Annotated in this window: 18 protein-coding genes and 1 tRNA gene; 11 read left to right on the top strand and 8 right to left on the bottom strand. The window is 30.9% G+C overall.

All coding sequences use genetic code 11. From position 1 onward, the window contains the following. Positions 1–93: 93 nt before the first annotated feature. The gene (locus tag NADRNF5_RS00520) at positions 94–1,860 is read left to right on the top strand and encodes a HAMP domain-containing protein (protein ID WP_048114593.1); all 1,767 of its coding nucleotides are present in this window, start codon (positions 94–96) and stop codon (positions 1,858–1,860) included. Between the two features lie 38 nt (positions 1,861–1,898). On the opposite strand, the gene NADRNF5_RS00515 is transcribed toward NADRNF5_RS00520, so the two are convergent. Together NADRNF5_RS00515 and NADRNF5_RS00510 are read right to left on the bottom strand one after the other, a co-directional pair. Then, the gene (locus tag NADRNF5_RS00515) at positions 1,899–3,044 is read right to left on the bottom strand and encodes a J domain-containing protein (protein WP_048114591.1); all 1,146 of its coding nucleotides are present in this window, start codon (positions 3,042–3,044) and stop codon (positions 1,899–1,901) included. Between the two features lie 100 nt (positions 3,045–3,144). After that, positions 3,145–3,567, bottom strand: coding sequence for a universal stress protein (locus NADRNF5_RS00510; protein WP_048114589.1), 423 nt, complete (start codon positions 3,565–3,567; stop codon positions 3,145–3,147). Positions 3,568–3,671: 104 nt separating this feature from the next. Between NADRNF5_RS00510 and NADRNF5_RS00505 the strand changes: the two genes are divergently transcribed. Both NADRNF5_RS00505 and NADRNF5_RS00500 read left to right on the top strand, forming a co-directional pair. After that, positions 3,672–4,355: a VIT1/CCC1 transporter family protein gene (locus NADRNF5_RS00505; protein ID WP_048114587.1), complete on the top strand. Its 684-nt coding sequence runs from the start codon at positions 3,672–3,674 to the stop codon at positions 4,353–4,355. Between the two features lie 12 nt (positions 4,356–4,367). Continuing rightward, positions 4,368–5,663: an APC family permease gene (locus NADRNF5_RS00500; RefSeq protein WP_048114585.1), complete on the top strand. Its 1,296-nt coding sequence runs from the start codon at positions 4,368–4,370 to the stop codon at positions 5,661–5,663. On the opposite strand, the gene NADRNF5_RS00495 is transcribed toward NADRNF5_RS00500, so the two are convergent. Continuing rightward, complete coding sequence (locus tag NADRNF5_RS00495) at positions 5,660–6,298, bottom strand: hypothetical protein (RefSeq protein WP_048118614.1); 639 nt, start codon at positions 6,296–6,298, stop codon at positions 5,660–5,662. The two genes, NADRNF5_RS00500 and NADRNF5_RS00495, sit on opposite strands and share 4 nt — an antisense overlap. Positions 6,299–6,354: 56 nt before the next feature. Next, on the bottom strand, positions 6,355–7,719 hold the full coding sequence (locus NADRNF5_RS00490; protein WP_048114583.1) for a KamA family radical SAM protein: 1,365 nt from the start codon (positions 7,717–7,719) through the stop codon (positions 6,355–6,357). A gap of 145 nt (positions 7,720–7,864) precedes the next feature. Between NADRNF5_RS00490 and NADRNF5_RS00485 the strand changes: the two genes are divergently transcribed. Genes NADRNF5_RS00485 through NADRNF5_RS00465 form a run of 5 tightly spaced genes read left to right on the top strand, consistent with a single transcriptional unit; the run spans position 7,865 to position 13,095 of the window. Then, positions 7,865–9,610, top strand: a complete 1,746-nt coding sequence (locus tag NADRNF5_RS00485) for a mechanosensitive ion channel domain-containing protein (RefSeq protein WP_048114581.1) — start codon at positions 7,865–7,867, stop codon at positions 9,608–9,610. A 42-nt stretch (positions 9,611–9,652) separates the two neighbouring features. Continuing rightward, positions 9,653–10,528 carry a ribose-phosphate diphosphokinase gene (locus NADRNF5_RS00480; protein WP_048114579.1) on the top strand — a complete coding sequence of 292 codons (876 nt, stop codon included), beginning with the start codon at positions 9,653–9,655 and terminating at the stop codon, positions 10,526–10,528. Beyond that, positions 10,528–11,475, top strand: a complete 948-nt coding sequence (locus NADRNF5_RS00475) for a TRM11 family SAM-dependent methyltransferase (RefSeq protein ID WP_048114577.1) — start codon at positions 10,528–10,530, stop codon at positions 11,473–11,475. The genes NADRNF5_RS00480 and NADRNF5_RS00475 overlap by 1 nt, the downstream gene beginning before the upstream one ends. Continuing rightward, entirely contained in the window at positions 11,472–12,371 is a 900-nt protein-coding gene (gene rnz / locus NADRNF5_RS00470) for a ribonuclease Z (RefSeq protein WP_048114575.1), read from the top strand. Before NADRNF5_RS00475 ends, rnz begins: the two co-directional genes overlap by 4 nt. Position 12,372: 1 nt before the next feature. Beyond that, entirely contained in the window at positions 12,373–13,095 is a 723-nt protein-coding gene (locus NADRNF5_RS00465; protein WP_048114568.1) for an SIR2 family NAD-dependent protein deacylase, read from the top strand. A 1-nt stretch (position 13,096) separates the two neighbouring features. Here NADRNF5_RS00465 and NADRNF5_RS00460 read toward each other — a convergent pair whose 3' ends face one another. The 3 genes from NADRNF5_RS00460 to NADRNF5_RS00450 form a co-directional block, all read right to left on the bottom strand. Further along, positions 13,097–13,840, bottom strand: coding sequence for a hypothetical protein (locus tag NADRNF5_RS00460; RefSeq protein ID WP_048114566.1), 744 nt, complete (start codon positions 13,838–13,840; stop codon positions 13,097–13,099). Positions 13,841–13,924: 84 nt separating this feature from the next. After that, positions 13,925–14,323 carry an RNA-binding domain-containing protein gene (locus NADRNF5_RS00455; RefSeq protein ID WP_048114564.1) on the bottom strand — a complete coding sequence of 133 codons (399 nt, stop codon included), beginning with the start codon at positions 14,321–14,323 and terminating at the stop codon, positions 13,925–13,927. Beyond that, positions 14,320–14,868: an AAA family ATPase gene (locus NADRNF5_RS00450; RefSeq protein ID WP_192828330.1), complete on the bottom strand. Its 549-nt coding sequence runs from the start codon at positions 14,866–14,868 to the stop codon at positions 14,320–14,322. The genes NADRNF5_RS00455 and NADRNF5_RS00450 overlap by 4 nt, the downstream gene beginning before the upstream one ends. A 72-nt stretch (positions 14,869–14,940) precedes the next feature. Between NADRNF5_RS00450 and thpR the strand changes: the two genes are divergently transcribed. From thpR to NADRNF5_RS00435, 3 genes are read left to right on the top strand one after another with little or no spacing between them, the layout of a single operon-like run. Next, complete coding sequence (thpR, locus tag NADRNF5_RS00445) at positions 14,941–15,483, top strand: RNA 2',3'-cyclic phosphodiesterase (RefSeq protein ID WP_048114560.1); 543 nt, start codon at positions 14,941–14,943, stop codon at positions 15,481–15,483. Continuing rightward, complete coding sequence (cca, locus tag NADRNF5_RS00440) at positions 15,480–16,811, top strand: CCA tRNA nucleotidyltransferase (RefSeq protein ID WP_048114558.1); 1,332 nt, start codon at positions 15,480–15,482, stop codon at positions 16,809–16,811. The genes thpR and cca overlap by 4 nt, the downstream gene beginning before the upstream one ends. Continuing rightward, the gene (locus tag NADRNF5_RS00435; protein WP_048114556.1) at positions 16,786–17,547 is read left to right on the top strand and encodes an RIO1 family regulatory kinase/ATPase domain-containing protein; all 762 of its coding nucleotides are present in this window, start codon (positions 16,786–16,788) and stop codon (positions 17,545–17,547) included. The genes cca and NADRNF5_RS00435 overlap by 26 nt, the downstream gene beginning before the upstream one ends. Here NADRNF5_RS00435 and NADRNF5_RS00430 read toward each other — a convergent pair. Beyond that, a tRNA-Pro gene (locus NADRNF5_RS00430) sits at positions 17,548–17,621 on the bottom strand. It lies immediately after the preceding gene. Between the last annotated feature and the right edge of the window lie 23 nt (positions 17,622–17,644).

Below are 17,644 nucleotides of genomic sequence, written 5' to 3'. Positions count from 1 at the left end.
AGAAGTAATTATCAAATCAAAGAATTAACCCAAATATATTAACTCAAGATTTGTAGAAGGTTTCATATTAACATAAAATGAACGTAGAGTAAAATGGCAATTTCAATCAATCTTGGCAAGAAACTAATTTTTTTAGTAATGATCGTATCAGTTGTTGCTCTTTCAATTACAGGGTTTCTTAGTTTCAATTACGCAGATCAAATACTAAAACAAAGAGCAGGAGATCAATTATTAGGAGAATCAAGTGTTCGTGGAGATTCACTTAGGATTCTTTTTGAATCAAGAATTGAACAAAATAACATTCTTGCAAAGGATCCAATGATTCAACTTTTAGTTTCACAAATGAATCAATCTTCTGAAAATGAATTTCAAGAATTAAAAGAAAATAATCGTAGAGATTTTTTAATCCAGATTCAAGCTTACCAGAGGCTTATTGGGTTTTCGATAGGGTTTGAAGATGTAAAAATTATCGGTGCTAATGGAAAAGTTTTCTTTTCTCTTGGAGCAAATACTGATGAAGATTTCACTAATGACCCATTTTTTAAAAGAGGTCAAAAAGAATCTTTTATAGAATTTGAACCAGCCGAGTCAGGTAAAAAAATGATTGTTGTTTCACCAATTGTTGCAAGTGATAGTAAAAAAGGAGATGAACCAATTGGTGTAATCATTTCAAGAATGAGGACAGCATCAATAGATAATGTTTTGATTAGTAGAAGTGGATTAGGCGAAACAGGGGAAGTGTACATAGTAAATGACAAGTTTATGATGTTATCTGAATCTAGATTTTTTGAAAATGCTGTGTTTGAGCAAAAAGTGGATACTTTGCCAGTTCAAAAATGCTTCAATGAGGGCGAAGAGTACATTGGGTTTTACAAAGATTATAGAGGAATTCCAATATTTGGTTCATCGTATTGTGCAAATGATTTAGGAATTACTTTACTTGCAGAAATTGATCAGTCAGAAGTTGAAAAACCAATAATAATTCTACAAGAGAGAATACTTGAAACAGGCATAGTAATTACATTAGTAATGGGAATTGTAGCTTTTGGTATTTCTAAATCACTATCAAGGCCACTAACTAAATTAAAAAATGCTGCAAATAAAATTTCAAGTGGAGACTTTGATGTAAGAACTAAGATCAATACTGGTGATGAGATTGGTGAATTGTCTCATGCATTTGATTCAATGGCAGAAAAGCTTCAAGAATCAATAATTGAGATTAAACGCAAAGAAAAGGTAATCAAGCAACTTGAAGGAGATATGTTGTTAAAATTTTCTCAGCATGAGCAAAATGATTGTGTTGGGGTGATTGATATGTCAGACTCGACAAGAATTTCATCTAAATTATCTGATCAAGATGTTACAAAGCTATATGAAATTTTTCTGAATTTTATGGCAAAGATTATTCGAGAGTATAATGGCGAAGTGGTAAAAAATATTGGTGATGCATTGATGTTTAGATTTCCAAATGTGGACATTGCAGATCAAAAAGTTTTGAAAAATATTTTTGAATGTTGTTTATCAATGATTGAATCACATGAAAAGTTACAAGAGAAACTCAAAGCTGAAAATATGCCTCAAATTGATTATAAAATTAGTTTGACATATGGCGCTGTTAAAGTTGCTGAGAGTACAACTTCAAATATCAGTGACATCTTTGGGCCAACAGTAAATCGATGTTTTAAGATTAATTCATTGTGTCCAAGAAACAGTATAGTGATTGGAGAGAACATGAATAAAATTTCAAAGAGTTTTTCAGAATACAGTTTTGATGAATTAGTTGTGGCTGAATTGAAGCAAAAATATGATTATAGGGTATATGAAGTAAGAAGGAAATTAGATAGAACAGAAAGAAAATAGCCTTTTTGCTAAATTATAGAATCAAAACAATAAATTGTTTATAATCCAAATTTAGATTTCCAACTGCTTTTTTGTTTTTTAGATGGTTTCTTTGAAAGGTTATCTAGCATATCATAAGTAATTGTAAATCCGTGCCCAACCATTGTATCATCTTTACCGTAATTTTCTTTATTGGTAACAAATTCATCTGACAAATCTCTGATTTTTTTAGTTTTTACATCAAATAGACGAATTTTTTTTCCATTTTCAAGTTTAATAATTGCATCACCACTTAGTCCTTGAATTGAAAAATTTTCAAAGAATCTAATTGATCCGCCTTTTTTTAATTCAATAGTTGAATCATAAGTAAACTTGCCACCGTAAAATAAAATTTCACGTGCAGTTACTGTTACATCATCTTCTACATTTAGAATAATAGCAGTATCTGCTTCTATTGATACTGAATTTACAAGATTTTCAGCTATAATTTTTCCGTTAGGTGCAGATAGATGTGTTCTATGTTCAATGATTTGAAAAATGCCAACTCTTCCTTGTGGATCTTCAACTTTGAATTTTCTTCCAAAAACATTTCCAACTACAATGTTTCCATTATCTGCAATAATTGTAGCACCATTCTCAATTTTGTATTTATTTTCAATAGGATCAATAAATTTGAAATCTCCTGTAGTCAGATGAATGTTAGTTTTAAATTCCTCAGTCCACGATGGACTTGAAATACTTCCTTGCATAATTATTGGCCCATCATAAGTTAGATTTCCTGCCATAAAATTTCCTTTAATCGAGAGAGCCCCATTTGCTTTCCTTTCTAGTTCAATTTCTCCAAGAGTTTTAGAACCAAATAGTCTTGTTCCAGTGGCACCTGATCTATTCAAAGCTCCTGCCCATTCTTCAGCAGTTTTCATTTCTTTTGATAATTCTTGACCTAGGATCTGATTTTTTCGTCTAATGTCAGCTTCTGAATCACTAGAATATACTTTAGAATTTTTTAGTTTTTCAATATCAGTATCAGGATATTTTTTACCAATTTTGATGTCTTCGTATGCTTGTTTAATTTTGATAAATTGGTCGTTTTCTCCCCCACGATCTGAGTGATATTGAAGTGCCAATCTTCTAAATGCATCTCTAATTTCCTTCTCTGTTGAGCCTTCCACAATTCCTAAGATATCATAATTACTTTCCACCATTTTTTACACCATCAAAATTAAATTTTCATATTCCTTATACTTGTAGGTTTTTACTTACAGAATATCAAGGATGTGAAAAAATGGGAAAAATGGAAATGAATTATTTCACAATTAATACAGGAAGCTTTGTTTTGTGCATTACATAATTTGAGGTACTTCCAAGGAATGTTTCCTTGGCCCCGCCTACACCTCTTGCTCCAATAACTATCATGTCAAATTTTCCTTTTTCTGCGGCTTTGACAATTTCAGATCCAGTATGACCACCACCGGTTTTGTATTTGAATGTGGCACCAGCCTTTTGAGTTTTATTCATTGCAGGACCAATTGCTTTAACAGCTTTTTTCTGTGCTTCATCTTTCATTTTTGCAGTATACTTTATTCCTGCTGCCAATGGTAAATGAAATACATAAAATCCAGTTATTTCAGCATTTCCGCCTTTTGCAATTTCAATTGCTCTATCTAATCCTCTCATAGAGTTTGCAGATCCATCAAGAGGAACTAGAATTTTATTGAATTTAGCCATATGAAACAATACTTTCTATTTCAATATAAGAAACAGTGATGATTTCCAAGTTTGAAATTGTTAGTTGGATTTATTCAAATATTCTAAATTATATGAATTAAATAATGAGAATATATTTTGATGATTTCATTTATGGTTCAATTGATGGTGCTGTAACAACTTTTGCTATAGTAGCTGGAGTAGTTGGAGCATCATTATCGCCTAGCATTATTTTGATTTTGGGATTTGCAAATTTATTTGCAGATGGATTTTCAATGGCAGCTGCTAATTATCAAGCATCAAAAGCACGAAATGAATTTGTTCAAATGAAGAGAAGGCAAGAAGAGTGGGAGATTGACAATTTAGAAGAACAAGAAATAGATGAGATCAGAGAAATTTACAGAGAGAAAGGATTCAAGGATGAATTACTAGAAGATGTTGTACGAATTATCACATCTAGAAGAAAAGTTTGGATAGATACAATGATGAAAGAGGAATTAGGATTAATTGAAGACGAAAAGAAACCAATAGATAGTTCTGTTAGTACTTTTGTTGGTTTTAATTTGATTGGAGTTATTCCTTTAGTTCCATTCATGGTTTTCATGATGTTGGGGTTTGAATCAAATTCAAATGCATTTATCTATTCTACAGTTTCTGTTCTTGCAGCATTTTTTTTGGTAGGAATGATAAAAGGAAAAATTGTTAAAAGTTCCATGATTCGTGCTGGGATAATTACACTAATCATTGGGGGTGTGGCAGCAATGGTTGCTTACATTGTAGGATACGGATTAAATTTTCTGGTGTCTTAGGATTAATGATAAATGTCTGAATTAAAGCGCCACATGGGACTTTTTCATCTTACCATGTATGGAGTGGGTTTGATTTTAGGTGCTGGAATCTATGTCTTAATTGGAGAAGCTGCAGGATTTGCTGGAAATTCAATGTGGATATCTTTTTTGTTGGGTGCCATAGTTGCAGTTTTTGCTGGATTAAGTTATGCTGAACTATCAGCTTTGTATCCAAAAGCAGCTGCAGAATATACTTTTGTAAAAAATGCTTTCAAGAATAATTTTTTTGGTTTTATTATAGGATGGCTAACAGCAATTACATCTATCATAGTTGCAGCTACAGTTTCCTTAGGATTTGGCGGATATCTAACTCAGTTTATTGATTTACCAATAACAATTGGTGCTATTATTCTAATTGTAATTTTATCTATCGTAAATTTTATTGGAATTAAAGAATCAGCATGGGCAAATACCATTTTTGCAATAATTACTGCTGGAGGATTAGCACTGATTATTTTTCTCGGATTTACGATTGAACCTGTTGAATCAGTTGATTACTTTGAGGCACCAAGCGGAATGACTGGAATAATTTTAGCATTTGTATTGATTTTCTTTGCATTTATTGGATTTGAGGACATGGCAAATGTTGCTGAAGAAGTTAGACGACCTCATAAGACAATTCCTAGGGCTATAATTTTATCAGTTGTGATTACTGGAGTAATTTACATTCTTGTTTCATTATCAGTAGTACGAATTTTAGATTGGCAAGTGTTAGCAGGTTCATCAGCTCCATTAGCCGATGTTGCACATGCAGTTTTAGGCATTAATGGAAGTGTTACCTTATCATTAATTGCATTATTTGCTACTGCAAGTACTGTTCTAATCACATTAGTTGCAGGTTCCAGAATTCTATATGGAATGGCAAAAAGTAAGTCTCTTCCTGAATTTTTAGGGAGAATCCATCCTAAAACAAAGACACCATGGATTGCAGTAATTGGAATTTTGGTGACTTCAATAGGATTTGCTTTTGTCGGAGATATTGTAATTGTTGCAAATATTGTTGTTTTTGCTGTAGTTATTACATTTGCAGCAATAAATTTGGCAGTAATTGTTCTAAGATATACTGAACCAGTTTTAGAAAGACCATTTAGAGTTCCGGTAAATATTGGTAAATTTCCAATTTTGCCATTGTTTGGATTTGGAACAACTGTTTACATGGCATTACAGTTTGAGATCGAAGTAGTTCTTGCAGGATTAGCAATAATTGGGATTGGAGTTGTTTTGTATATAATTTTGAAAAGAAGAAAAGATTTTATGAATTCTACTTAGTTCTTTTTAGATTTTACAAGTGCAATTACTGCAATAACAATTCCAGCAATACCAACTCCAATTCCAATATATCCTATATCCATCTGCTGTTTAGATTCTTCAAGAGAAATAACAGATTCTTTCAAATCATTTACATCACTAATTAGTGCAGTATGTCCATCAATAATTTGATTCAATGTAAGATCAGAGGGTTCAGGGAATTCAATGTAAGAACGTTCTTCAACTTTTGGTGGATGCATTGATAAACTAATTGGAGTATCTTTGATTGTCCCCAAAATATTTGCTTGATAAAATCCAGAGATAGTTGGATTAACAAATGCATAATATTTTCCTGGAATATTATGATCTGGTGATAAAGGAAGTGTTATGCTTTCATCTTTGTAGATTAATTTTATCTGAACTGTTTTTTTTAAATCTTTAATTCCATTTTTAAAAACTTGGTCTTCAAGTTCTAATCCAGGCTCAAGTGGACTAACAAAAAATTCAATTGCGTTAGTTTCACCAGAAACAACTGGTTCATTCATCCAACCAATTTCTACTCTATATTCTCCAACAGAATCAACTGTATGCCCATATGCAATACCTGCTAAACCTGAAGCAAATAATAAAAATAAAAACAAGAGTTTTGTTTTCAACACTAAAAAAACTTTAATTGATTTTAAAAACCTTTGACTGATTTTCATAAATAATTTTAGGATTCAGGATAGTCATCAAGTGGGTTTGATTTTTTGAAATTTTTCATCTCTTCATCAAAAAAGAATTTTTCAGTCAATGCAGGCTTCAAATCATCTAACCAAATTGCATTTTCATCGTATTTTGCAAAAAATGGAACTTGAACCCAATCAGGATTTCTACCTTGTAAGAATCGTAAAACAATAACTTTTTGATCGTGGAGATCTGCAGTACCAATAACATGTACTTTTCCTGGTGTTGCAGACATGCTAGGTCCACGAACAGTTCTTGCCAAGCCACTAACTGATGAATATGCTTTTTTGAAAATTTGATAAGCCCTTACTAAAGGAACACCAAAGTAATGCTGAGCACCAGTGTCTCTTACAACGAACATGTAATATGGAATACATCCTAATTGGACTTGTTTGGTCCACATTTTTGCCCACATTTCAGCATCATCATTGATGTGAGCTAAAATAGGAGATTGTGTTCTAATAACTGCACCAGTAGATCTAATTTCTTTAATTGCGTTTTTTACAGCATCAGTTTTTAATTCATTTAAGTGATTAAAGTGACCCATAATTGCTAGATGTATACCGCTATCAACAATTTTTCTAAACACATCTAACATTTCTTGAGAATCAGAATCAGTTAAAAATTTGTAAGGCCAATATGACAAAGCTTTTGTTCCAATTCTAATTGTTTTAAGATTTGGTAGCTTCGCATCAAGTAAAGAATCAACATATTTGGAGAAAATTTTTGCTTTCATAATCATTGGATCTCCACCAGTGAATAGTACATCGCTGATTTCGGGATGTTCTCGAACATATTGTACTAGCTGTTCTCCTTCCTGCATTGCAAACTTCATTTCATCCATCCCCACAAATTGTGGCCATCTAAAACAAAAGCTACAATATGCATGACATGTTTGACTTTGACTAGGAAAGAAAAGACAGGTTTCGTTGTATTTATGCTGCATTCCATATAGTTTTGTTCCGTCTTTTAATGTTGGAACATTGAGTTCCATTTGTCCTGCAGGATGTGGATTTAATTGTAAACGAATTTCGTTTGCAATGGCTGTTATTTCTTTTTTATCTAAATTATTTTTTAATGCAGTTTCCATTTTTTCATAGTGCTCAGGTTTTAGCATTCCTTTTTGGGGAAAAGTTAGAACATACATAGGATCATTTGGAATATCATTCCAATCAATTAATTGCTCAACAACATAGTTATTTGCTTTAAATGGTAATACATTTCCAACAACTTCCATTTCAAATTGAATATCCTCTCCAAGTTTCTGAATTTGTGGAAGAGTTCTAAAATTCGATAGGGTATAGGATTTTAGCGAGGGCGAAGAATCCCAAACTGTTTCTTGATAGGTCACTTAGTTATTAGTACAAATACCATTGTTAAAGGTTACACGTTTTTTATGCCTAAAAATTTTAAATTTTATAATAGTTAAATTAAAAATTCTATCAGAAACGGAGTTAACCTTTGTATGATAGGAAAAAGGAGAAAAAGAGATCTAAATGGCTGAAGAAATAATCGAGGCTGTATCAGGCCAAGTAGACCAGTTTCAAGGTATATCTCAGCTTCTAGCCTCATCAGAATCTCTTCAGGCAGCATTTATTGTATTAATTGTAGGCATTATTGGAATTACAGTAATTTATCGCACATTTTCAAAATGGGTCAAGAAACAAAAATTGAATTATGTACGACCGCATCTTTCAAGATTTGTTAGGGTAGTAGTTTTACCAGTTTTTGCCATCATACTAATTACATCAGTGAATTTTTACATACAATCATTTGCTTTGTTTGAAGATGATACCTTTGTAAATCCAGAAGGAAAAATATCCCCTAGTGAAACGTTTGCAAAGATTCTAAACACAATAAACATTCTCGTAATCGGATATTCTGTTGCTCATTTAATTCCAATAATACTTCGTAAAAAAGAAAAATCAAATTTGGAGAAAGAAGATTTTGAATCATGGAAAGAATTACGTGGATTTCCTGATGATGATGGTGATCTTTTCCATAAATTCTACAAATGGGTTCCTCCAAAACATACACCAGATGAGTTGACAGATGAAGAGTTTGAAGAAAAGTTAAAGACAGAAGAAGGAAGAAAATTCCTGGAAGAATTTAGAACAACAAAAGGGTTACCTATTGGAAGTTTCGAACAATTAGTTAAAGATCCATTTGAAGAATGGAAAATATCTGAAAGAAAAAAATATGAACAATATTTTGATGATTGTGTTTCTGGAAATAATGAGTCTGGGAAAAAACTAAAGCCTGGACAAGATGTTGAAGAGATTTTCCCTATAGATACATGGAGAGAAGAAAAGAGGTTTAATGGATTCGATCCAATAATTTCAGGATCAAAGCCACCAGGTTATGCAAAAAGAAAAAGAAAAGATCTTCCAAAATCAATTTCTCAAATTTTACCACTTGGAATATTTATTGCAGTAATACTTGGAGTGATTAGTTGGTGGGGAATAGATTTGATAATTCTTGCAACGGCTACAGGAGGATTGGCCATTGGAATTGGATTAGCATTACAAGAAACTATGCAAAATTATTTTGCTTACATATTGATTAGAAAGGATAAGATTTTTGCAGAAGGTGAGCGTGTACAGTTAGATACTGGCTATAATGGATACGTGCATAAAATTACTCCCAGAGTGACTTTCATTCGTGATGCATTAAATGAATCATATGCAGTAATTCCAACTAGGCAGCTTGTTAATTCTCAAATCATTAATTATTCAAAAGAAATCAAAATGGTGCCTGCAATTGTTGAAGTAGGTGTTTCTTATCTAAATAATCCAAAACAAGTAGCCTCAATTCTAGTAAAAATCGGTAAACGTGCTATGAAAGAGGTTATTGATGAAAGGGGAAGACATCTAATTCGACAGCAAAGGTGTCCTTACTTGGATGAAAATAAACCCAGTTGTGGATGTGACAAAGATATTCATGTTGACATAAATCAACCAGTTGTTAGATTTAACAAATTTAATGATTCATCATTAGATTTTTCATTATGGGTGTATGTTAGGGATTATGGTGCACAATTCAAAACTAAAACAGACATCAGGATAATTATGTATGAAGAATTTAAAAAATATGATATTAGAATTCCATGGCCAATTAGAACAGTGTATCAGGGTGATGAAAAACGTGAGGATGAAGAAATCAGTAAGCTTGATGAAGAAAGAAATCAGGTCTTAGATGAATATGGTACTGGTGACTTAGGTCGTGGAGGTGGAGAAGATTGATCTTCTCAAAACTTAAGAATCCCATCGAATCACAATTCTTTGTTGAGTAGTTTATCAGTAATCTCAGGAAAATCATCTGAAGATTTAGCAAGAAGACTATCTAAGAAAATAAAGGCAAACTTAGTGAAATCCGAAATTAGAATTTTTGCTGATGGAGAAAGTAAAATTACGCTTAAAGGTAAAATCTCCAAAAAAAAATCAGTTGTCGTGCAGTCAATTTATCCACCAGTTGATACTAATTTGATACAAGTATTATCATTGATATCAAAAGCTAAAGAAATTTCATCACAAGTTATTGCTGTAATTCCATATATGGGATATGCAAGACAGGACAGGGAGTTCTTGCCCGGAGAGGTTGTTACAATGAAAGTTCTTGGAAAATTATTCAAAGGTGCAGGTGCATCAAAAGTTATTGCTGTAGATATTCACAGCCTGATTGGGTTTAACCATTTTACTATAACGACAAAAAATGTAACTGCAATTCCAGATCTTGTTCAATATTTTAAGAAATTGAGGCTAAAAAATCCTCTAATTGTATCACCTGATCAGGGAGGTAAAGAAAGAGCACAAGAATTTGCAAGTAAATTTGGAACAGAGTATATTGCATTAGAAAAGAAGAGGGATAGAAAAACAGGCAAAGTACAGATTCAAACAAAAAATGTAGAAGTTGGTGGTAGGGATCTGATTTTAGTAGATGATATGATAAGTACTGGCGGTAGCATTGTTAAGGCTACACAATTTCTTAAAAAACAAAAATGTGGTAGAGTGTATGTTGCATGTACTCATGCTCTTTTAATGAATGATGCAGAAAAGAAAATTAAGAAAGCAGGAGTCACAAAAATTGTTAGTGCAAATACAATACCAGGTAAAACATCAGTAGTAGATGTTTCAAGTACAATAGCAAAGGCAATAGTCTAATGCCAGAAAGTTTTTTTATTTTATCTAAAGATTATCTTGAGCTTGCAACTGATGAAATAATTGCATTATCAAAAATGTATGATAGATTTTCTAAGATTAAAATTATTTCTAATTTAGTAATAATTCAATCAAAAACAAATTGGGAGAAAATTACAAAACGTGCATCATTTGTAAAAATTTCTGGTCAGATTTTAAGAAAAATGTCAGGGTTATTTTTAGATGAAGAAAACTTTGGAGTATTAAAAAATGCTAAAACTTTTGTGTGTAGAATAATTAATTTATCATCTAATCAATTCAATGTTCCCGAATTAGAAAGTTCTATGGGGGATATGATATCCAAATTTTCTCATGCAAAGGTAAAGTTAGAAGATCCTGATATTACTGTATATCTAATATTTACAGATAAAGAAAACTTTTTTGGTTTTTCAAAAAGAATGAAAGATGATAAAAGACCAAAAAAAATTACAAAATATCCTCATGAATTAGATTGGAAATTAACTAGAGTTATGATAAATTTACTAGGAATAAAAGAGGGTGAGACCGTTTGTGATCCATTTTGTGGTACTGGTACAACTCTCTTAGAAGCTGAGTCAATGGGAATTCATGCAATTGGATTTGATTTTGATGAAAAAATGTGTAGGATTTCTGATGAAAATCTTAAGGTAAATGGCTACAAATCAAAAGTCTTCAACTCTGATTATCATGAATTATCAAAGATTTCTGATGAGATCGATGGTATTGTTACTGATTTACCATATGGAAAATCATCAAAAACATCAGAAAAACCAGAAGAAATTCTAAAGGAATTTTTTTCAATTCTACCTAAACGTAAAAGAGGTGCAATTATGTACAAAAAAGAATTGGATAGTAAATTGAAATTAAAGGGAATTAAAAAATATGAAATCTATAGGCATAAAAGCTTGACAAGGACAATTTTGATAAAATGAAGCTTGTGTTTTTAGGTACATCAGCAGCGCAGCCTACTGAAAAAAGAGGGCTGTCTTGTATTTGTTTAGAAAAAGAAGGTGAAATTATAATGTTTGATGCAGGTGAAGCAGCACAAATATCGTATATGAAATCAGGTTTAGGATGGAATAAAAAAATGAAGTTGTTCGTAACACATCTACATGGTGATCACTGTGTAGGAATTTTGGGATTGTTACAAACAATGTCTATGCAAAATAGAACAGAAACTTTGGAAATTTTTGGTCCAAATGGGATTGAAGAATTCATAGCTGCTAATATCAAAGTATTAAATTTTGGATTATCATTTCCTGTTTTGATCAATATTATTAAAGAAGGAAAAATCTATGAAGATAAAAAATATTCAATTTATGTTTGTAAAGCAAATCATTCAGTCACTGCATTTTCATATTTGTTTGTAGAAAAAGATAAACCAGGAAGATTCAATATTGATGAAGCCAAAAAATTAGGAATACCAGAAGGTGAGTTGTGGAATAAATTGCAAAATGGAAGTGAAATCGAAATTGATGGGAAATTGATACAACCAAATCAAGTATTAGGAGAAAAACGCTCTGGAAAAAAGATTGGTATTTCAGGAGATACAATGCCTACTCAAGAATTAGAAAAATTTTTTGAAGGTTGTGATTATCTTGTATTTGATTCTACATTTTTAGATGAAGAAAAACAAAGAGCACAAGAAACATGTCATTCTACAGCAAAGCAAGCTGCAACAATTGCTAAAAATGCAAATGTAAAAAATTTAATTTTAACACATTTTTCAGCAAGATATAAAGATGAAGTTGGGCATTTTGAAGAAGCAAAAAAAATTCATGATTCAGTGATAACTGCAAGAGATCTTTTAGAAATAGAAATAAAATAAAATGTTTGAAATAATCAAAGACCAAGTTCAAAATATTAAAAAAATTGTAGTTGTAACAGGAGCTGGAATTTCTCAAGAAAGTGGAATTCCAACATTTAGAGGGAAAGATGGATTATGGAGAAATCATGATGCTATGAAATTAGCTACAATTGATGCATTCTATGATAATCCAGAATTAGTTTGGACGTGGTATAATGAAAGAAGAGCAAATATTTTTGCAGCCAAACCAAATCCAGGTCATAAAGCCATTGCAGAACTAGAAAAATATGCTCAAGTATCGGTTTTAACTCAAAATATTGACGGACTTCATCAAAAGGCAGGTAGTACCGAAGTATTAGAGCTGCATGGAAGTATCATTAAAATCAAATGTTCAGTTTGTGATTATAAAGAAGAAATAACATCAGAATTTTCAGAAATTCCACCTATTTGTAAATGCGGGAATATTCTACGGCCAGACGTTGTATGGTTTGGGGAATCTTTACCTCAAGATGTTTGGCAAAAAGCTATGATTCTTGCAAATCAGTGTGATTTAATGATAATTGTTGGAACATCTTTAGTAGTATCACCTGCAAATACATTGCCTATCTATGCCAAACAAAGTCATACTACATTAATTGAGATTAATCCAGAAATTACTGAAATGTCATCTGAGATGGATTTAGTAGTAAGAGATACAGGTGCAAATTCATTACCTGAATTAGTATCTCTGTTTAAACAAAATTAAATTATTTTTGTGAAAAGATGCCATTTATGTTCGAGTCTGAAGAATCTCCAGGATTAAATACAGATGAAGCAACTGTACCATAATCTTCATGGTCAATTACCATATCCACATAATAAGGAATTCCAGTTGCATCATTTACAGTAGTTTCAAACATTGAAGTGAAATAAGTACCAGAAAAAATTTCTTTATCTTCAGTTCTAATTACAACATTAACACTATTTGTTTTTCCACTTGTATCTGAATATTGAAGAACAATATTATCATCAGATTGTTGTTTGGTGGATAAAGAGAGTGTTTCATATGTAATTGGAGTAGTTTGAGTTATAGATGGTGTAGTTGGTGATGATGAAATAGAGGATGAACCAATTGATTTTGAATTTTGTGATGTTGAATTTGTTTCAAAGATATTCTTAACAGATTCTATTGGATTAAAATTAGAAATACCATCAGAGATAACTTTTTGTGATGATTCTTTTACTTCAGAGATTTCGTTAGAGATTTTATTGCCAGTTTGAGTAATTTCATTAGAGATAGAATTTCCAGTTTCATCTATAATTTTTTCAATGGAGTTATCAATTCTTTTTTCTACTGAATCTGAAGCTTTAGAACCAAAATCTGATACGTCAGTTTTTAAGGAATCCACTACGCTTGCAGAAGTTGAGGGAAATAAAGTATCAATCTCAGTAGAAAATATCATGCCTCCTAATATCAAAATACCAGCAATTATGCCTAATTTTATGAACATTTGATTATAGTTCACAAAAAATCATTTTAGATTCATACTAAAAAAAATAGTCAAAAAAGAGTGAATTTTCTTAACTAAGTTTTACTAATTTCCTAAAACAATCCAATCAATAATTCCATCAATATTTGATGAAGTAATAATTACTTTAATTGGTCCCAAAGGAGATTCTTCTGCTTCTTCACAAATTGCTATTTTTTCAGCAAATGCTGCTTGTTTGTTAAGATAAAACCAAGTTGTATTATTATCTAAATTTTTTTCAAGATAATGGCGGTATGTGTTTTGAGATTTTTTTAAATGAATTGTTTCATAAATTTTTTCAAATGATCTTAATTCTTTTGATTGGGATGAAATTGAAAAATTTTCAGTTTTTATTGATGAATAAGGAAAAATATTTGAGATGCATTTCCTAACTTTTTCAGGATCTTCAGAAGGATGTAATGCACTTTTCATTTCAAGTACACAGTTAATGCTTGGAATTTTCATTCTATCCAACTTTGTATAATTTCATATGCATTTTTGATTAATTCATCTTTTGTCAAGCCAATATTTGAGATTGCATAATCAGATAACGCAATTGAATTACTAATTCCAACTCCTAATTCACGATTATCTCTTTCTTCAAAGTGTTCTTTTGTTTGTGGATCGTCTGATCTTCCTCTTCTCTGTAAAAAATCAAATCTTGTGTCTGTTGAAGCATGAATTGCCAATAGTTTTACTGTTCCATATTTTCTTAGTACTTTTATTTCATCATTTGATCTTACTCCATCTAATAATATCACATTAGCAGAAGAAGATTCGATTTGTGGTTTAACTAATTCTGCTATAGCCCCTGGACCATTTTGTTCTCTAAGTTCAAGCATTAATTTACCTAGATTTGATCTTGTCAATTCTAAATTTCTTTTTTTTGCTTCTTCCCTCACAGCATTTCCCATATTGATAATTTTGTAACCTTTTGATTCTAAACCTTCAGCGATTGTAGATTTCCCAGCACCGGGCATTCCTGTTAGGCATACAATTAGTTTTGTCAATATATAACAAAAAAAAGACTCGTCTATGAATTTACCGGAAATTATTATAGAGATACACCAAAGAATGTTGTGATGCGAACTTTTGTAGCAATAGAAATTTCAAATAATGATATTCTTGATTCAATAAAAAAAATTCAAAATGAAATTGATATCGAGGCAAAACCAGTTAATTTAGAAAATTTACATTTTACATTGCAGTTTTTAGGAGAAATAACAGATGAAATTTCTAAGAAAGTTATTGATGCTCTTAACACCGTTGAATTTTCAAGTTTTAAGATTAATCTAAAAGGAGTAGGTGTTTTTCCTAAACCTAAATTTCCAAGAGTGATTTGGATTGGTGTTGATGAAAATGGAGGCAATATGCTAATTCAACTAGCAAAAAAAGTTGAAAAGGTATTAGAACCACTAGGGTTCTCTCCTGATAAACCATTCAAACCTCACATTACGATATTTAGGATTAAAAAGAAGGTAGGAGATATAACAAAAGAATTGGATGAACAAAAAATGGTAGATTTTGGAATTCAAGAAATAACTAGTTTCAAATTGAAAAAAAGTGAACTAACTTCTACTGGACCAATTTATTCTGATTTAGAGGAGATTAAATTAAGAAAATGAAACAAATTATTACCAAAATAACAAAAAATGTAATTCCATCAAGTACAATTGAGAAATCAAAAAATGAAATATCTAATTTAGCGTTCAAATTAGTAGAAAAAGAAATTAAAAAATATCCAGAAGTCATTGGATTAGAATTTGGAGGATCATTTGCAAAAGGCACTTGGTTAGCAAAGGATGCAGATATTGATATTTTTGTAAGATTCAAAAAATCTACAACAGAAGATAAGTTTGAAAAAATTTCTAAAAAGATAGGTTTTGAATCATTAAAAAAGTATTCACCATATGTAAGATATTCTGAACATCCATATGTTGAGGCTAAAATTAAAAACACGAAGATCAATGTAGTACCATTTTATGATGTAAAAGTTGGAGAATGGAAAAGTGCTGCTGATAGATCCACATTTCATACTAAATTTATGCAAAAATCATTGACGTTAAAAATGAAAAACAATGTTAGAATTCTTAAGACATTTCTAAAATCAAATGGGATTTACGGTGCAGAAATTGCCAAACAAGGGTTTAGTGGATATGTATGCGAGGTTTTAGTATTACACTATGGAAGTTTTGAAAACATTGTAAATACAATATCAGAAATTAAAGAATGTCAGGTAATTGGAAAAACATCGAAGAAATTTGAAACATTAATTGCTATAATTGATCCAATTGACAATAATAGAAACTTAGCTGCAGCAATATCAAATGAGAATCTTGGAAAATTTATTCTAATTTGTAGAGCTTTTAAAAACAAAAGTACGTTGAATTTCTTTAAGAATAAACAATTGAAGGTTTCAAAAAAATATTGGGAAAATTTGTTAGTGATAAAATTTAGTTTTAAAATAAGAAGTCCAGATATAATATGGGGACAGATTAAAAGAGCTACTTCATCATTGTCAACACAATTAGAATTAGGTGGATTTCACGTATTAAGAAGTAATTGTTACACGGATCAAAAGAAAGATGCATGGTTGTTTTTCTTCTTGGAATCAACTGAAATAAATCAAATTTATTCAAAGAATGGACCTGATTTTTTCAGAGAAGAAAGTTCGAAGAGCTTTATTTCTAAAAATCTTAAAAATACCGAACTGATGTGGATTGGAAATAATGGAAAAATTATTTCAGTTGAAAAAAGAAAGAATACAGACGCAGTCAAGTTTATGTCAGAATTTTTGAAAAAGAATCTTCAAACAGGCATACCAAAAGGACTTCAAAGTGATTTTAAACGAGGTTACAAGATTACAATAGGAAAGAAAAATTTAAGCAAATCAATTAAAGAGGTTGCAAATGAGTTGATTTCAACGGATGGCACACTCATTTATTTCAATTAACAAATTATCTGAGGAGCCATATTCAAAAATTCTTGGATATCCAAAAGCTACTAATCGTCAAATAAAATCAAGAATATCTGAATTAGATAAATTAAAAATTAAATCAATTTCATTTTCAGGTCCTACAACAATTGGTAATCTAGCAATTTTAGGAAAAGGATATGTTGGTGTTGTTGTTCTTGCAAAAAAAAATAACAAACTAGTTGCATTAAAAATTAGAAGAACAGATTCACAAAGAAAAGAAATGAAAAAAGAATCAGTTTTACTGAAATTAGTAAATTCTGTGAATGTAGGCCCAAAAATGATTGTTGCTAGTAAAAATTTTTTGGTGATGGAATATTTAGATGGGATTAAAATTAGTGAATGGATTTATCAGTTAAAAGGAGTAGGTAGTGCAAAAAAATTAAAATTAACAATTAAAAAAATTTTAGAGGATTGTTATAGATTAGATCAAATAGGTTTTGATCATGGTGAATTAAGTAATATTTCTAAACATGTTATTGTTGGAAAAACAAAATCTACTTTAATCGATTTTGAAAGCTCTAGTACTGAAAGAAAACCATCAAATGTAACATCAATCACTCAAGCATTTTTTATTGGCTCAGGAATTGCAAAAAAAACTCAAAAAATATACAAAAATTCTTCCAAAGAAAAAATAATTAAAGCGTTAAAACAATACAAACAAGAAAAAACACGAGAGAATTTTGATGAATTACTAAAAGTTCTTAAATTATAATGGGATTGGCAGGATTTGAACCTGCGACCACTAGTCCCCCAGACTAGTATCATACCAAGCTAGACTACAATCCCTTGTCTCAGAGGCACAAAATGAA

It is taken from the genome of Nitrosopumilus adriaticus (assembly GCF_000956175.1).
GTDB classification, from domain to species: Archaea; Thermoproteota; Nitrososphaeria; order Nitrososphaerales; family Nitrosopumilaceae; genus Nitrosopumilus; species Nitrosopumilus adriaticus.
This window is presented reverse-complemented; position numbering and strand designations above follow the sequence as displayed.

What these genes read in the sequence shown, in the direction of transcription:
- NADRNF5_RS00520 (WP_048114593.1), top strand. Translation starts at nt 94, where the DNA reads ATGGCAATTTCAATCAATCTTGGCAAGAAACTAATTTTTTTAGTAATG.
- NADRNF5_RS00515 (WP_048114591.1), bottom strand. Translation starts at nt 3,044, where the DNA reads ATGGTGGAAAGTAATTATGATATCTTAGGAATTGTGGAAGGCTCAACA.
- NADRNF5_RS00510 (WP_048114589.1), bottom strand. Translation starts at nt 3,567, where the DNA reads ATGGCTAAATTCAATAAAATTCTAGTTCCTCTTGATGGATCTGCAAAC.
- NADRNF5_RS00505 (WP_048114587.1), top strand. Translation starts at nt 3,672, where the DNA reads ATGAGAATATATTTTGATGATTTCATTTATGGTTCAATTGATGGTGCT.
- NADRNF5_RS00500 (WP_048114585.1), top strand. Translation starts at nt 4,368, where the DNA reads ATGTCTGAATTAAAGCGCCACATGGGACTTTTTCATCTTACCATGTAT.
- NADRNF5_RS00485 (WP_048114581.1), top strand. Translation starts at nt 7,865, where the DNA reads ATGGCTGAAGAAATAATCGAGGCTGTATCAGGCCAAGTAGACCAGTTT.
- NADRNF5_RS00475 (WP_048114577.1), top strand. Translation starts at nt 10,528, where the DNA reads ATGCCAGAAAGTTTTTTTATTTTATCTAAAGATTATCTTGAGCTTGCA.
- rnz (WP_048114575.1), top strand. Translation starts at nt 11,472, where the DNA reads ATGAAGCTTGTGTTTTTAGGTACATCAGCAGCGCAGCCTACTGAAAAA.
- NADRNF5_RS00465 (WP_048114568.1), top strand. Translation starts at nt 12,373, where the DNA reads ATGTTTGAAATAATCAAAGACCAAGTTCAAAATATTAAAAAAATTGTA.
- NADRNF5_RS00460 (WP_048114566.1), bottom strand. Translation starts at nt 13,840, where the DNA reads ATGTTCATAAAATTAGGCATAATTGCTGGTATTTTGATATTAGGAGGC.
- NADRNF5_RS00455 (WP_048114564.1), bottom strand. Translation starts at nt 14,323, where the DNA reads ATGAAAATTCCAAGCATTAACTGTGTACTTGAAATGAAAAGTGCATTA.
- thpR (WP_048114560.1), top strand. Translation starts at nt 14,941, where the DNA reads ATGCGAACTTTTGTAGCAATAGAAATTTCAAATAATGATATTCTTGAT.
- cca (WP_048114558.1), top strand. Translation starts at nt 15,480, where the DNA reads ATGAAACAAATTATTACCAAAATAACAAAAAATGTAATTCCATCAAGT.
- NADRNF5_RS00435 (WP_048114556.1), top strand. Translation starts at nt 16,786, where the DNA reads ATGGCACACTCATTTATTTCAATTAACAAATTATCTGAGGAGCCATAT.